The organism is Candidatus Binatia bacterium, assembly GCA_036504975.1.
Classification (GTDB): Bacteria; Desulfobacterota; Binatia; order UBA9968; family UBA9968; genus JAJPJQ01.
The window spans coordinates 1-15,729 of sequence record DASXUF010000037.1 but is presented as its reverse complement, the minus strand read 5'-3'; the positions used below and the strand labels follow the sequence as shown (position 1 = coordinate 15,729).

12 protein-coding genes and 1 pseudogene are annotated in these 15,729 nt (G+C 58.5%); 6 read left to right on the top strand and 7 right to left on the bottom strand.

The features are described from left to right. Positions 1-1,368, bottom strand: a 1,368-nt coding sequence (locus VGL70_05250) for a molybdopterin cofactor-binding domain-containing protein (GenBank protein HEY3302926.1), incomplete at its 3' end; no start/stop codon positions are given. 379 nt (positions 1,369-1,747) lie between these two features. On the opposite strand from VGL70_05250, the gene VGL70_05245 reads away from it, so the two are divergent. From VGL70_05245 to VGL70_05220, 6 genes are all read left to right on the top strand, one after another. Beyond that, on the top strand, positions 1,748-2,845 hold the full coding sequence (locus tag VGL70_05245; GenBank protein HEY3302925.1) for an extracellular solute-binding protein: 1,098 nt from the start codon (positions 1,748-1,750) through the stop codon (positions 2,843-2,845). Between the two features lie 210 nt (positions 2,846-3,055). Then, positions 3,056-4,159 carry an extracellular solute-binding protein gene (locus VGL70_05240; protein HEY3302924.1) on the top strand — a complete coding sequence of 368 codons (1,104 nt, stop codon included), beginning with the start codon at positions 3,056-3,058 and terminating at the stop codon, positions 4,157-4,159. Beyond that, entirely contained in the window at positions 4,156-5,301 is a 1,146-nt protein-coding gene (locus VGL70_05235; GenBank protein ID HEY3302923.1) for an ABC transporter ATP-binding protein, read from the top strand. Before VGL70_05240 ends, VGL70_05235 begins: the two co-directional genes overlap by 4 nt. Positions 5,302-5,397: 96 nt before the next feature. Next, a complete protein-coding gene (locus tag VGL70_05230; GenBank protein HEY3302922.1) occupies positions 5,398-7,131 on the top strand; it encodes an iron ABC transporter permease in 1,734 nt (577 codons plus the stop codon). Positions 7,132-7,444: 313 nt separating this feature from the next. After that, entirely contained in the window at positions 7,445-8,848 is a 1,404-nt protein-coding gene (locus VGL70_05225; protein HEY3302921.1) for a UbiD family decarboxylase, read from the top strand. A gap of 318 nt (positions 8,849-9,166) precedes the next feature. Further along, a complete protein-coding gene (locus tag VGL70_05220; protein ID HEY3302920.1) occupies positions 9,167-10,570 on the top strand; it encodes a UbiD family decarboxylase in 1,404 nt (467 codons plus the stop codon). A gap of 298 nt (positions 10,571-10,868) precedes the next feature. On the opposite strand, the pseudogene VGL70_05215 reads toward VGL70_05220, so the two are convergent. The 6 genes and pseudogenes from VGL70_05215 to VGL70_05190 form a co-directional block, all read right to left on the bottom strand. Next, positions 10,869-11,273, bottom strand: a pseudogene (locus VGL70_05215) (reverse transcriptase domain-containing protein). 566 nt (positions 11,274-11,839) lie between these two features. Beyond that, the gene (locus tag VGL70_05210; protein HEY3302919.1) at positions 11,840-12,418 is read right to left on the bottom strand and encodes a Uma2 family endonuclease; all 579 of its coding nucleotides are present in this window, start codon (positions 12,416-12,418) and stop codon (positions 11,840-11,842) included. 135 nt (positions 12,419-12,553) lie between these two features. Continuing rightward, a complete protein-coding gene (gene cysC / locus VGL70_05205; protein HEY3302918.1) occupies positions 12,554-13,096 on the bottom strand; it encodes an adenylyl-sulfate kinase in 543 nt (180 codons plus the stop codon). A gap of 52 nt (positions 13,097-13,148) precedes the next feature. Next, positions 13,149-14,234 (bottom strand): ethanolamine ammonia lyase-activating protein, encoded by a 1,086-nt coding sequence (locus VGL70_05200; protein HEY3302917.1) that lies wholly within the window; start codon positions 14,232-14,234, stop codon positions 13,149-13,151. A 5-nt stretch (positions 14,235-14,239) separates the two neighbouring features. Then, positions 14,240-14,482, bottom strand: coding sequence for a hypothetical protein (locus tag VGL70_05195; protein ID HEY3302916.1), 243 nt, complete (start codon positions 14,480-14,482; stop codon positions 14,240-14,242). Next, positions 14,483-15,331 carry an ATP-binding protein gene (locus tag VGL70_05190; protein ID HEY3302915.1) on the bottom strand — a complete coding sequence of 283 codons (849 nt, stop codon included), beginning with the start codon at positions 15,329-15,331 and terminating at the stop codon, positions 14,483-14,485. Positions 15,332-15,729 lie beyond the last annotated feature (398 nt).

Sequence of the window (15,729 nt, the reverse complement as noted above, 5' to 3'; positions counted from 1 at the left end):
TCCTATGCCGATGTGACGATCGGCGAACGCGATTCCCCGGCCACGGACGAATCCTTCACTGTCATTCGTTGCTTTCCGTTTGCCTCTGCGCCACTGGGAAAGGCGGCCAATACGCTTCAACACGTCGAGCGCGTGCGGATCACGCATGGGTTCTCCGTTAGGTTTCGTATCACCTTCCCGGAGAGCGTTCCGCAGCCGAAATTCTAGAGGGTCGATACCGAGGGACCGCGCCATTTCGTCCATGTGGCTCTCTGCGGCAAAAAGCGTCTGTACCTCGCCGGGCGCGCGAAAATAACCGGACGGCACCTGGTTGGTATAGACAATAAACCCGGTCATTCGGACGTGCGGAGTGCGATAGGTGCCGGCGGCCATGAACGTTCCGTTCATGCGGTTCTGGGGCGTGCGCGCGCCATAAGCCCCGCCGTTGTAGCGGACCTGGGCATCCCAGGCCCATAGCGTGCCGTCTTTTTTCACGCCGGTGCGCAAGGTGATCACCGCCGCGTGGCGCGGCTGGCCGTCCTGCAGCTCCTCCTGGTAGCTCGCGACGAACTTTACCGCTCGCCGCGTCGCGCGCGCCAGGTAGTACGTGACGATGATGTCTTCCGCTCCCTGTTTGCCGCCGAACGAACCGCCGGTCGACATCGGGTGAACCACGATCATCTCTTCGGGAATGTCCGCGTGCGCGGCGAGCCAGCGGCGGATGCCGAACGGCGACTGGTGGCATTGCCAAATCCCGACTCGTCCCCGACCGTCGATCTCCACCAGCCCCGCTCTGGGTTCGATGAAGCCCTGATGCACCGCGTGAGTGCGGAAGGTGTTTTCAAAGATCTCAGCCGATTCCGAGAATCCCTGTTCCACGTCTCCCTTGGAAGACTCTACCCGCGAACGCACATTTCTGAGCCCGTCGGTTTTGTTCGGCCCTTGATAGCTCGCATAATCCGGGTGCAAAAGCGGCGCAGCGGGGTTCATCGCCTCCAGAGGATCGAACACCGCCGGCAGCTCTTCATACTCGACTTCAACGAGTTCCAAAGCTTCCTCTACAGTTTCTTTGTCGACGGCGGCTATGGCTGCGACCTTCTCGCCGACATAGCGCACGCGATCTTGCGCCAACACGGGCTTATCCAGCAAGGAGACGCCCTCGAGGCGCGGCGAGACGTCTTTGCCAGTGATCACGGCTTTGACGCCGGGGAGTCTTTGGGCGCGACTCGTGTCGATCTTCAAGACCCGCGCATGGGCGAAAGGGCTGCGGAGAAAACCAGCCCAGAGCGCGTCCGGGCGCATGATGTCGGCTGAATAAAGGCAGCTCCCCGTAACCTTGCTCTCTCCCTCGACCCGATACAGTTTGCGACCGACAACTCTTGTTTTCATCTCACCTCGCCCCTTTGCGCCTTAGGGATTAACACGCGAAACAAATTGCCGTCAACCGTTTGCTTTCCAAAATAGCTACTACTTCCATTACAGAGTACGACTTAGTTGTCTTACTTTCGTGTTTTTTGAATTTTCCAAGTCCAGGTCCTCGTGTCGTTTATTTTTCCTCGCTAAAGAAATCCCCCTTAATCCCCCTTTTTCAAAGGGGGAATTTACGCACAATGAAGAATTTCCCCTCTTTGAAAAAGAGGGGCCAGGGGAGATTTGGACAAGAGTGCCGTCAACCCTTCCGATGCTTGACAGCGGCGAGAAAAAATCTTATAGGCTGCCAACGGCGTTTCGTGTCGTTGTGCGCAAGCAATTAACCCGGAGAATTTAAATGATGAAGCGCGCATGGATCGCGTCGTTTGTCGCCACGTTATCGATCTTCAGCTTCGCCACGTCCGCCTGGCAGGCCGAGTGGGCCGAAGTTGTCGCGGCCGCAAAACGCGAAGGCAAGGTCGTGGTGATCGGCCCCCAGGGGACGGAAACGCGCGAAGCTCTTACTGAAGGATTTCAGCGAAAGTATCCGGAGATCCAAGTCGAGCACAGCGGCGCCGCGGGCGCCCAGCTTCCGCCAAGGTTGCTCGCCGAGCAAAAATCCGAGCGCTACTCGGTCGACCTGCTGGTTCAGGGCACCACGACCGTCATCACCGGGCTGATGTCGGTCAAGGCCGTCATCCCGATCCAGCCTTTTCTCGCTGGGCCGAACGCCCAGGACGCTTCGGTGTGGCTCAACAAGAAATTCAATTTCGCCGACGAGGCGGGACAGTACAATCTTGTGATGAGCGTCTATATTCTGCCTCCCTTCATCTATAATCCGACGATGGTCTCGACCAAAGAGATCAAGGCATGGAAAGACTTGCTCGCGTCAAAGTGGAAGGGCAGGCTGGCTGCGCGCGACCCGCGCCTGGCGGGAGGCGGTCTGGCGATCGCCACTTTCTGGTATGCCAACCCGAAATTGGGCAAGGAGTTCATTCGACAACTCTTTGGCTCTCAGGACATCGCAATTAGCCGCGACGACCGCCAGCTCCTCGACTTCGTCGGGCAGCGGAAGTATCCGATTGCCATCGGACCGAGCGAAGTGTTGACGAAGGAGTGGATAGGCAAGGGATTACCGGTGAGACAGTTCAATCCCGAAGCGCTGCAGGAAGGCGCTTTGACCACCGCCGGGAACGGTGCGATCTCGGTGCCCCGAAACCCGCCGCATCCGAATGCCCTCAAGGTCTACATCGATTATCTGCTCTCGAAACCAGGCCAGACGGAATGGAGCAAAGCCATCGGGTTCGCCAGTCTGAGGCAGGATGTGCCGCGGGATCACGTCGCCGAATATCTCATCCCGAAAGAGGGCGTGCAGTACCTGGACAGCCATCTGGAGCGCTACGTGAACCTAAGGAGCGAAGTCGTTGCGTTCTTGAATACGGTTCTTCCGCGTTAGCCTTTGCCGCTCTTGTCCGCTATCCAGATAGTCAGAGGTCTCCTGCCGATCCTGCGACCCTCATGGCTCGCGCTGCACACTCCTCATCGAGTGCCCTAGATGACACTTTCGCTTGCGAAAGCGCAACTTAGCTTGACACACTCCGTTGAACGCATATATATGTTGCCTGATTCGAGGCCCGATAGAGCAGGCGAAATTAAGGCGTACGTCGTGAAATGCCGCACCGGTTTCAAAGCAAAGATTTTCGGCATCGCAGTCCTTTTAGTTGCATTCGACATCGTGAGCGCCCGGGCGGACTGGCAGTCGGATTGGGATCGCACGCTGGCGGCGGCGAAGAAGGAAGGTACAGTGGCTGTGATCGCCGACGTGACGGCCTCAATACGCGATGCTCTGACGCTGGCTTTCCAATCAAAATACGGCATTCAAGTCGAATTATTCGGCGCCTTAGGCCGGGAAGTTCCTCCCAGGGTTCTCGCTGAACGTAGGGCGGGCCGTTATCTCTGGGATGTTTTCGTCCACGGCACCACGACCGGGCTCGAATCGATGATTCCAGCCGGGGCATTCGATCCTTTGGAGCCGGCGCTGATTCTGCCCGACGTCAAAGATCCCAAAACGTGGCGCGGCGGGGCGATGGAATTTCTCGACCCGAGCAGGACGCTCCTGACGATGACTCCCTTCCAGCGGGGCACGATTTTTTACAATCCCAAGCTCGTGAATGCGAAGGAGTTCAAGTCGCACAAAGACCTTCTCGATCCCAAATGGAAGGGAAAAATGATCTTGGACGATCCTCGAAGGGCCGGCCCGGGTCAGGCGACTTTCACCTTCTTCTATCTTCACCCGGACCTCGGCCCGGATTTCATTCGCGCGCTGGGCAAGCAACAGATCACAATCCTGAAGGACTTCGCGCAGGAAGTGGACGCCATTGGCCAGGGCCGTTATCCGGTTCTTATCGGGACGGCTGACTTCGTGGCGCTCGCCCGGGCGAGACAAGGAGTGCCGATCGCGATCGTGGACGCCCGGCAGCTAAAAGAAGGAACGGACGTCAGCCCGGCCAATGGGGCGCTCGCGTTGTTCAACAAGGCGCCCCATCCCAACGCGGCCAAGATTTATATCAATTGGTTGTTGACTAAAGAAGGACAAACCATATTCGCTCGCGCCAATGGTTACGTGAGCAGTCGATTGGACGTCCCCAGCGATCATGCCGAGCCCTGGAGGGTGCCGTTGCCCGGGGCGATCAAAACTTACACGAAAGCAGCCATGCAAGTTAAGGACAGTCTTTTCCCATTGCTGGACGAGGCGTTCGGGAACCCATGAGTCAGACTTTTCTCGAAGTGCGGAATCTTGTCAAATCGTTCGGCAAGGTTACCGCCGTGGATGATGTTTCGTTTAAAGTCGAGCAAGGAGAAGTGGTGACTCTCCTTGGACCCAGCGGCTGCGGCAAGACGACGACGCTCCGGGTGGTGGCGGGCTTTGAAAAACCCAATAGCGGCGAGGTGGAGATCGCGGGCCGCGTAGTGGTCTCCACGAATAAGGGAATCCATGTCGCGCCCGAAAAACGCGACATCGGCATGGTGTTTCAATCCTACGCGATCTGGCCGCACATGACCGTCTCCGAGAACGTGGCCTTCCCGCTTCGCGTGAGGCATTTCAACCGCCAGGAGATCAAGCAGCGTGTGGAGGAGACGCTCGAGCTCGTAGGACTCGGGGGATTCTCCGACCGCCCCGCGATCCTGCTGAGCGGCGGACAGCAACAACGGGTTTCGCTGGCACGGGCGCTGGTCTACTCGCCGAGCATTCTTCTCTTGGATGAGCCGCTAAGTAATTTGGACGCCAAGCTGCGCGAACAGATGCGGATCGAGCTCAAGCGGCTGCAGCAGCGAATTTCGGTCACGGTGCTCTTCGTCACGCATGATCAGATCGAGGCCATGTCGCTTTCGACGCGGCTGGCGCTCATGAATCAAGGACGCATCGAGCAGATAGGAACGCCCCAGGAGGTTTACGAGAATCCACAGACGCCCTTCGCAGAGGATTTCTTGGGACGCATCCTGCGCTTCAAGGGGACGATCACGGAAAAGCACCAGAATTGCCACATCGTAGAGGTTGACGGACTGAGCCATGTTCAGATCCGCATTCCGGAAAGCGCCGATGCGGTCGACATCGGCAAAAAGGTTCTGGTCGCGATTCGTCCGGAAGACGTGAGACTTGAGAAAGACGAGGCGGGAGATCGCCCCAACGTTATCCGGTGCGATGTTGAAAACGTGCTTCATCTCGGCAGGGAATTTGAGCTGGTCCTCCGCATCGGCGAACGCTTTTACACGCTCACGGTTCCACGCGACCGCGCGACGAAGGTCGGGCGCGCCGTCGGGCTCCATTTGCCGGCGGAGCACCTGCGGGTTTGGGCGGCTGACAAAGCGCTCGCGCCCACCGAGACTGAAACAGCGACTTCGGCGAACTGATTGTGGCGTTTCCCCCTCACCCTTCCCTCTCCCCCGTTGTCGGGGGAGAGGATAAAGGAGAGGGGGCAAGCGTCCAAAAAACTACGACGTTACTTTATGGCTTACCTCACAACCGCCGGTCAAACTCTGCGGCGCAAAGCGCTGGCCATCGAGCCGTCGACGCTTTTCATCGCCCTGCTTTTCGCAATGGTCGCCTTTCTCGTGTTGACGCCGCTGCTTTTGTTGTTGGTAGGAAGTTTTCAGCTGGCCAGGCCCGGAGAGGTTCCGGTCTATGGCCTCAGGGGTTGGCGGCGGGCCTTCACCGATCCTTCGATCCGCGACGCGTTATGGAACACCCTGTCGCTGGCCGTTGTCCGGCAGTCCATCGCGCTGGTAATTGGCGTCGTTCTCTCCTGGCTCATCGCCCGGACCGACCTGCCGTGGAAGAAATCTCTGGAGTTCATGTTCTGGATATCGTTTTTTCTTCCCCCGTTGCCGGTTGCGCTGGGGTGGATTTTGCTTCTGGACGGAAAGTTCGGATTGATCAACCAATGGCTCGACGCACTACCGTTTATCTCCGGACCGGTCTTCAACGTCTACTCCTACTGGGGGATCGTCTGGGTCCATATGACGACTACTCTCGGAGTGAAAGTGCTGCTCTTGGCGCCGGCGTTTCGCAACCTCGACGCCAGCCTCGAAGAAAGCGCGCGCAGTTGCGGAGCCAACCCCGTCGTTGCCCTGATTCGAGTTGTTATCCCGCTCATGATGCCCGCGATATTGGTCTCCACGATATTGGGGTTGATCCGGTCCATGGAAGCTTTTGAGATCGAGCTTCTGTTGGGAGTTCCCATCGGCCTGTTCGTCTACTCGACCAAGATCCGCGATCTGGTCGCCTATGAGCCTCCGGAATACGCCCCCGCAACCGCGCTCGGAAGTATTTTTTTAGTCGTCCTTTTGCTGCTCGTCGCCCTGCAGCGGCGCTACATCGGCCAGCGTTTCTATCGCACGGTGACCGGACGGGGGTTCAGCACCAATCCGACGACTCTGGGCCGCTGGCGCTGGCCCATTTTTACGCTGGTTGCTGTGATTGCGTTCACCGTCACGCTGGTGCCTATGATCGTGTTGGCCATGGGAACTTTTATGCGCGCTTTCGGCTATTTCGATATTCCCCGCCCATGGACTTTGGAAAACTGGCAGAGGGTGCTCGGTGATCCGAATCTTTTGAAGTCGCTGTGGAACACGCTCGTTGTGGGCCTCGGAACCGCGCTCAGCGGAGCGGTCTTTTACTTGCTGATCGCCCACGTGGTCGTGCGCAGGCACTTTGCCGGAAAGGCGGTATTGGACTTCCTCTCGTGGCTTCCCTGGGCGATCCCCGGCATCCTGATGGGGTTGGCGTTGCTGTGGACGGTTTTCGCGACGAGAGTGCTTTTATTCCTCTACGGCTCCGTTTATCTTCTGATCATAGCGCTTTTCATCAAGAGCATGCCTTTCGGCGTCCAGGTAGCCAAGAGCGTGCTCTTGCAGCTTGGGCCCGAGCTGGAGGAGGCGGCGCGAATTTCCGGCGGCTCGTGGTTTCAGTGCTACCGTCGAGTCCTGGTCCCGCTGCTCACGCCGACGTTGATCGTGGTGGGACTGCTGGGCTTCATATCCGCCGCGCGCGATATCAGCACGATCGTGCTCCTGGGCTCCAGTCAATCGCGAACGATGGCGCTGCTCGCGCTCGATTATGCCTTTGGAGGACAGTTTGAGCGGGGATCCGTCGTCGCGTTTCTAACCTCGCTCGTCGTGATTGTCATTGCTTTGATCGCGCACGTTGTGGGGGGAAGGGTCGGCATCGGCGGGCAACGCTGAGGATTCATCTCCTGTGTGTCTATGAGTTTCGTGAAATATCGCGCGGCAGAATCGTTTGCAGTTATGGTTTCCCCCTTTGTAAAAGGGGGATCAAAGGGGGATTTGATTTTATGCTGAGAGAGAAAATCTCCCCTGGCCCCTCTTTTCCAAGAGGGGTCACAGAAGGGCTATGTGTCCCAGACGCGCCGTGTCTTGACGTGGACTTGTGGTAAAGATCGTTTTTCAAAGGGAAAAATTTTTCAGCCGTGGTTATCGGAAGTCTTAGGCTGATTTCGGAGACTGTTTTGTATCTGGAGACCTGTAAAGGATAAAAATGGAGACTGCCCGTATTACCGACTTGAGGAGTTATCTACAGGCGTTGGAACAGGCCGGAGAACTCGCGCGGGTTCGAGTTCCGGTGAGCTTGAACCAGGAGATCGGGGCCGTCTGCCTGCGCAATCTACGCGCCAACGGACCGGGCCTTCTGTTCGAGCACCCCGGTGCGGGCGCTATCCCTTTGGCCGTCGACCTGCTGGCGTCCCGGCGGCGTTATGCGCTGGCGCTCGAGGTCGAGCCCGAGGAGTTGGCCGCGGAGTGGAGCCGGCGCGCAAGTCATCCCTTGCCTCCAGTGGTGGTAGAGCGCGGGGCCTGCCAGCAGAACGTGCGGCTGGGCAAGGAAGTGGACTTGACGATTCTTCCGGTGCCGATCTGGAACGAGCTCGACGGCGGACCTTATCTCACTCTGTCATGCCATATTACCAAAGACCCGGTCACGAAAGCGCGCAACGTCGGACTGTACCGCAATCAGCTCCATGACCGGCAGACATTGGGAATTCTCGCGGCCCCGTATACCCACCTGAACCTGCAGCGCAACAAGGCCCCGGGTGAGCCGTTCCCGGTTGCGATCGCAATCGGGGCTGACCCGACCGTGGTCATGACTGCACCGGCGCCGTTGCCTTTGGGCACCGACGAGCTGGCGATTGCCGGTGCGCTACGAGGAAAGCCGCTGGAGCTCGTTCGTTGCAAAACGATTCCGCTGGAGGTTCCCGCCTCGGCCGAAATCGTCATTGAAGGAGAGATCTCGCCGGATGAGCTGCGCGAGGAAGGGCCTTTTGGCGAATTCACGGGACACTACGGCGGTCACCGCGCGCCGCGCCCGGTGATCCGCGTCAAGGCGATCACCTACCGGGACAACCCTATTCTCCAGGCGAGCTATGAAGGAATGCAGCCGAACGAGTCCGGATTTTTGACCGGCGTGCCGCGCGAAGCGGAGCTGATGCGCCAGATCACGTTTCCGGGGATCAAAAAGATTCACGTGAGCGCCCCGGCCGGGGGCGCGCTTCACGCCGTCGTCGCCGTGGAGAAACCCTACGAGGGATTCGGCAAGTACGTCGGACTCGCCGTGCTCGGCAGCGTCGCCGGCCGCTACGTCAAGAGAGTGGTCATCGTGGATGCCGATATCGATCCCTTCGACCCGATTCAGGTCGAGTGGGCGATTGCCACGCGCGTGCAGGCGAATCGCGACGTCGAAATTCTAACGGAGCTTACCGGGATCCTACTCGATCCGTCTTTACCCAAGGCGGAGCAAGCCGGTCCGTCGCGAACTTCCAAAATGATCATCGATGCCACCCGCTACGATGCAAAAACCTTTCCGCCGGTCTGTTCGCCCTCGGCCGAGGCCATGGCGAAGGTGGAGCGGGAATGGGCCGGTTACGGAATCCGCTTGAAGAGCGTCTGAATCCGCTGCAACAAGCTCAATAGGTAGCAAAAAATATACATGAGAATTGACCCCAAAGTTGTCACCCCCGAATGTTTTTATCGTGGTTCGACTGTGCTCACCACGACCCTGAGCCACGTCGAATGGGTCGGGGGTCCAGTCATGATTTCGTCTGGATTCCCGATAGGAGCATTCGGGAATGACGGACTTTTACCCTCACCCCTTCCCTCTCCCGCGTGCGGGAGAGGGTGAGGGAGAGGGTCTTTCGCGCAAGGGCGCCAAGGGAGAAAGTAGCCGTAACAGATCTTCGGTGGTGAATAATTCGGACTGGGAGTTTTCATGGGCGCGTCCGGTCTCGCGTACGATTTAAGAAGCTTCCTCCAGCGTCTTGAAGGCGAAGGCGAGCTGGCAAGGGTCAAAGTTCCCGCAGCGCTCGACCAGGAAGTCGGCGCAATCTGCCTGCGCAATCTGCGCAATCACGGTCCGGGTTTGCTGTTCGAATGCCCCAGAGGCCGGGAGGAATTTCTGGCGGTCGATCTTTTGGCTTCGCGCCGGCGCTACGCTCTGGCTCTAGGTGTAGCGCCTGAGGCATTGGCCTCGGAGTGGAACCGCCGCACCGCCAACCCGCTCCCGCCGGTGATCGCGGAGCGCGGCGCGTGCCAGCAGCATGTATGCGTCGGCGACGAAATCGATCTGACCAAACTTCCCGTGCCCGTATGGAATCAGCTCGACGGCGGACCGTATCTCACGCTCGCCTGCCACATTAGTAAAGACCCGGAAACTCAAGTCCGCAACGTCGGCGTCTACCGCAACCAGGTCCACGACCGCAACACTCTCGGTATCCTCGTGGAGCCCTATGGGCACCTGAGACACCAATGGAGTAAGAGACCTAAGGAACCTTTTCCGGTAGCGATCGTTCTCGGCGCCGATCCGGTGGTGCCGATGGCCGCCGTGGCGCCGGTCCCCTACGGCAGAGACGAGCTGGCGGTCGCGGGCGCGCTGCGCGGGAGACCGTTAGAGCTGGTTCGTTGTAAGACGATTCCATTGGAAGTGCCCGCCGCCGCCGAGATCGTCATCGAAGGGGAGATTTTGCCTGGCGTTTTACGCGAAGAGGGCCCCTTCGGGGAATTTACCGGATACTACGGCGGCCATCGCGCGCCGCGCCCGGTCATCCGCGTAAAGGCGATCACACATAGGAAGCGCCCGATTCTTCACGCCGTTTATGAAGGGCAGCCGCCGTCCGGATCAGGCGTGATCGTGGCGGTGCCGCGGGAGGCGGAACTCATCCGCCAGATCGCGCTGCCGGGCCTCAAGCGCGCGCACATGAGCCCCGGCGGCGGCGGAGCGCTTCACGCCGTCGTTGCGGTCGAGAAACCCTACGAAGGGTTCGGCAAGTATGTGGGCCTGGCCGTGCTCGGAACAACAGCGGGCCGGGGAATCAAACAAGTGATCGTCGTCGATGACGACATTGATCCTACGGACCCCACGCAGGTGGAATGGGCCGTGGCAACCCGCGTTCAGCCCAATCGAGACGTCGAGATTTTAAGCGAGTTGCCCGGCATCATCCTCGATCCATCTCTGCCGCGAGGGGAGCCAAAGCGCCCGCCGCTGACCGCGAAAATGATTATCGACGCCACGCGCTACGACGCCAAAAATTTTGCGCCCGTCTGCGCGCCTTCGGCCGAGGCCGCGGCGAGCGTCGCTCAGGATTGGGCACGCTACGGCATCCCGAAGCGAAGGTGATTGGGGTCGGGAGTTCTTCCCGCCCTTGAAAGTTGAGTAGCCCGGCGGGATTTCACCGCCAGGCCCTCCCAGAACCGGACGTGAACCTCTCGATTCATCCGGGCTCCTATCGTCCAACCGTTGACGCCAGCGCCCAATGCGCAAACAGGTCAGGCTGGCGGGCGCGGACCCGCCACAACCATTGCCATGCTCGCTTCTTGTGCGCACGGAATCTCTTGTATTTGCGTTGCGCCCACCGCACCAGGAAATCATCCAGTGTGCGCAGTGCGCGACGGAGTGCCGAAGCGTGAAATCGTCCAAGCACCCAGTCGTAACGCCAGCAACGCTGGCGCGCCACCGATAGTGCCTGATGCGCTGACCGGCCGGCTCGATAACCATACGAGTCGTCATGGAACAGCGGCTCCACAATCGGCTCAAGGTATCGCTGGACCACCATCTGGGCGATGCGATCTGAGACCGTCGGTATGCCGAGCGGTCGCGTCTGTCCATCGCCCTTCGGGATGTCTACCCGGCGCACCGGCGGCGGGAAGTAACTGCCGGAGCACATTCGATTCCACAGCCGATAGAGATTATTTTCCAAATCCTCTTCGAACTGCTCAATCGACTGCCCGTCGACTCCCGCTGCTCCCTGGTTTGCTTTTACCCGTTTGTACGCTTCCCAAACTTCACGTTTGGAAATACAAAACGGTTTGGTGTTATCCATGCGAGTCCTCCTCTCGCGAGTTGCCCGCCCGATAACACCTGACGACGACGCCCCTTCGGTCCGGTCCCATTACAGAACCTTCCTCCCTACTACGAGCGACTCCGTCCCTGTGCCCCGCCTCGGTACTCCGGCGCTTGCGGGGGCTGCCCGCTTGCGCTTCTCCCTTTGCATCGGAGCGACAGGTTCCTACGTTCCTCACCCACGCCTGAATCAAAATCACGCCGCCTTCATGCCGGACGCCAGTGGAGCGGTAAACAGGTCATCCTCCACTTCCTTCGCGGGACAGAGTCTCGATCCCGGTTTCGACGCCGCTTTCGTTCTTTCGACACTTCATCAGCGGTTCACTTGCGTTCGTCTTCTTGATTCTTACCTGACGGATTACATTCCGCCTTTTCCGGCAACGCTCACGACGAAGACTCTTAGTCCACGCCGCTTCCGGTGGTTTGAAGTCTGCGCCTGCACGCCGACTTCGAGGGACCTACCCTCATCATGAGTAAAGCACCGCTACCATCGCTAAAGCGATAGTTGCGTTCGTAGCACACAGACTCCCAAACCCTTTCTGATCCCTATGAGAAAAGCTCGCTAAGGGAGAGCCGGAATTCGGGAAGAAGATCGGTGCTCAGCGTGGCGGTTTTCCCCCTGGTGAACTCCACCGGCGGGGCGTAAACCTGCTCTTTACGCCTGAAGACCCTTACGGTCTCGAGTTCGGGATCGACGATCCAGTATTCGCGCACCCCGTAGCGTTCGTAGAGCTTTCGCTTCGTCTGCTCGTCCCGCTTCCGTGTGGTCTCGGAAACAATCTCGACGATAAGATCGGGAGCGCCGCGGATGTTGTCTTCGGTGACAATCTCGGATCTTTTTTGGGTCACGAACAGGAGATCGGGTTGGACGACGTTTTCGTCGGACAAAATCACATCGCTGGGAGCGGCGAAAACCAAACCGAGATTGCGCTGCTTAACGAATGAGCCGATGGCCAAAGCAAGGTTGAATGACACCCTCTGATGCTTCGTCTTGGGCGCCGGCGTCACGGTATGGTCTCCTTCGACGATTTCATGGCGCCTCCCATCGTCAGGAAAGAGGACATAATCCTCGTAGGTGAGTTTACTGAATGAACTTTCAGGCTTGGCCATAGCCGCGTTCGTCATCTTATGATAGAGGCATCCTAACAAGCGCAGTGGCGATAGGCAAGGTTCCAACGTTCAACGGCACAGAGTCTTCTCTATTCGTTCTGGGAGGATAGGGACAGGCTGTCCCCGTTTTTTCCCCAACGCTGAGAGGAGTTAAGGGAGGTACCCCAAGCTTTTCAGCCGCCCCATCACCACAGCTACCTCTTCCTCCAGAGTTTGCCTGTCCGAGTGGAGCGTCACCTCCGGATTGAGCGGCGGCTCAAACGGTTCGTGGACTCCCGCAAGGTCAGTGACCCGCTCCCTGGCCGCAGCGTAGAAGCCGCGGTCGTCGCGCTGAGCGCAGAGCTCGATCGGACAATCAACAAAAACTTCGACGAAGCGGCCGATCTCCTTTCGCGCCTCCTCTCGGGTCCATTGTTCGGGCGAGATCCAGGGCACGATGGCTATCCCGCCGACTCGAGTAATAAGCTTGGCCATGTAACTCAGCCGGCGAGTGATTTGATTTTTGCCTTCTCTCCCGAAGCCCAGCTCCTTGAGCATTCGGGTCCAAAGCTCTTTCCCACTCGAAGGCTCCAACACGACCGCCGGATAGCCTTCGCGGCTGAGCCGCTCTTCGAGCAGAAGGGCCAGTGTGCTTTTCCCCGCGCTCGCGAGGCCCACGATCCAGATCGCGAAACCCGCGTTGCGCTCCGTCATGGCATTCACTTTCCCGGATCCGCAGCATCTCAGACCGGACGCCGGTGCGGACTTATTCCACTCCTTTTTGCGTGCACCAGGAAACCATAGAGCCCATGCGGCAAGGAGCGCCGACTTTGTTGAGACAGGACTCGAAGATCTCGTGAATCTTCGGATCCTCGTCTTCGTACTCGATCTGCGTGCCGCCGTCTTTGACGCTTACCTCAACCGGTCTGTCCTCACCGAGGGCGGCAAGGTTGTAGCGCCAGCTATTCCAGCGCAGCGCCAGGTAGCGAGCGGGAGCGCCGCCGGAGTTGAAGTGCTGGTGAAACCACTGGTTGGGCGGGACCACCACGCTGCCGGGTTTCCAGTCCACTCGGATCGTCTCTCCGCTTTCCGACCAGAGCAGGGAATAGCCTTGACCGCTGAGAATCGTGACGTGCGCTCCAGGGCCATGGCGATGAGCTTTCTTATAACGACCAACGGGGAATTCCGAGATGTGCGAGCCCATGACGTTGCCGGCAAGGTCGAAGTTGACGTGCCTGCCGCCGGCGCCGCGCTCGTTCCATACCTGGAGCGGCATGTCCCGTGTGTTGGGCACGAAGTTGACCGACATCTTGAGTCCCCAGACCTGGCCGTTGCCGCTGAAATAGTCTTCCTCTTCGGGCGGAAAGCGGTCGGCGAAGGTGAAGTCGTTGTCGAAAATGAAATCGAGGTTGTGATAGAGGTTCATGATGAAAGGCGCGTTGGTGACGGCAAAGTACCTTACGGGAGCGCTCCCCTGGCCGTTGAAGTGTTGGTAGTAGGCGTTTAAGGGAATCGCGAACAGGCTTCCGGGGTGCCACTCGAAGGTGTGCTTCCTGCCGGTTTTCTGCCATACGGTGGTCGCACCGTGGCCGTCGAGAATATAGACCATCTCTTCGTAGAGATGTTTTTGAGGTTTCAACTTTGATCCTGGGGGGATTTCGCACACGTAGCCGTCATTGGTCCCGCCAGTGCCGTCGAGGTTGATAAACGCCCCCAAACCCCCTTTGAGATCCCAGGGCGCAACCTCCACTTTGCGTAGATCCTCGATAAAAAAACCCCGGTTGACCGGAATCTTCTGCGACTGCTGCCAGGCGTCGTACGTGTCAATTCGTTCGTCGCTGCTGTACTTCATTGGGATCAAGCCTCCTCTTTTAATTCAGTCGGAATCAACAGAACCGCTTGAACAAAGTTTATCGCGCCAAGACGCCAAGAGCGCAAAGAAATCCCCCTTTCATCCCCCTTTGACAAAGGGGGAAAGAGGGGGATTTGAGAAACCTTGGCGTACTTTGCGCCTTCGCGCGAGTGATCTTTTTTTGAATCGGTAATCCAAGTTTTTCTCGTCGCCTCGGCCGCAACGCAAACCGCGCTTGGCCGGGCCATTCAAGGGGCTTTCAACAGCTTGTCGACATAGGCCCGCATCACCATGCGCTCAATTTCGCGAATGCTTTTTATCGCTCCGGCGGTGCGTACGACGTCCAGTATGGGCTGCAGCGCGCTCTCCTGGAGGCCCTGCAGCGCGCCCTTGTCGCGTGCGACCTGCTCCAGAACTGAAACAGGCGGCACCTCGAACTCATAGCTCAGGAAACGGTCCACGATGGCTTCATCGAGCAGGTCGATCCGGTTCGTTGTCAGGACGACGGCGGTATGCGCGGTATCGAGATCGTCGATGCTATGGAAGAAGATCGAGTTCTGGCTAAAGTGCCATTCTTTCGCGCCGGAAGCGCTACGGTTCAAGAACAGCGATTCGACGTCGTCGAACAAAATGACCGTTCGATGCTTGGGGTCGTCGTGTCGATGATGCGCGCCGCTTTGCCCATCGCGCGCGTACTTGAAAATTTCGCGGAGCTGCTCTTCGGTGTCGCCGTATCTTCCGCGCGCGATGTCCCCACCATCGACCAGGACCATCACGACCTCATCTTTGCGGCGATCGGCCATGCCGTTGTCGCCGAATTTGCGACACAACTCGTAGGTCATCCGCTTGGCCATCGCCGTCTTGCCGACCCCTACGCCGCCATGAAACAGGAAACCTTTCAGCGCGCTCCGCTCGACGTGTTCCTTCCACTGGTAGCCGACGATCTTGGTGAGTTCCCCGAGCATCTCCCGATAGCGAACCCCGATCAGCTCTCTCTCAGCCCGGCCCAGCCCATCGGCTGCTTCGCCTGCGGCGAAGGGTCCGAATTCGTCGCGCAGGCGCTCAAAGGTATAGAGATCGACGTCGCTGTCGCGCATTTAAAATTTCCCGTCCTACCAATGGTTGGTATAGCTCCCGGCGCTCAAGCACGGGCGAATGTCACAAAATACTTTCTCACCACGAAGCGCACGAAGGTCACGAAGAAGTCTTTTTTCCTATTTTGCGTTCTTTGCGGCAAGATTCACTCTTTCCTTCGTGTTCTTCGTATGCAGCCTATACGGTTACTTGTCTAGCCGGTGAAAGTCCGGTCGCGGGAATTGGTTGTTTGCCCGCGTAGTGATACTCGACACCCCCTTAAGGGGTGACCCAGGAGGTGAAAGCTCGAATGTAAACGCCCTTGCCGGAGTAGGGCTAGCAATTCCATCGGGCCGTAGCATAGAGCGAACTTTGCAGCCTCGTTACACGAACCACGCATAGAACCGGCCAGCGTGGACAA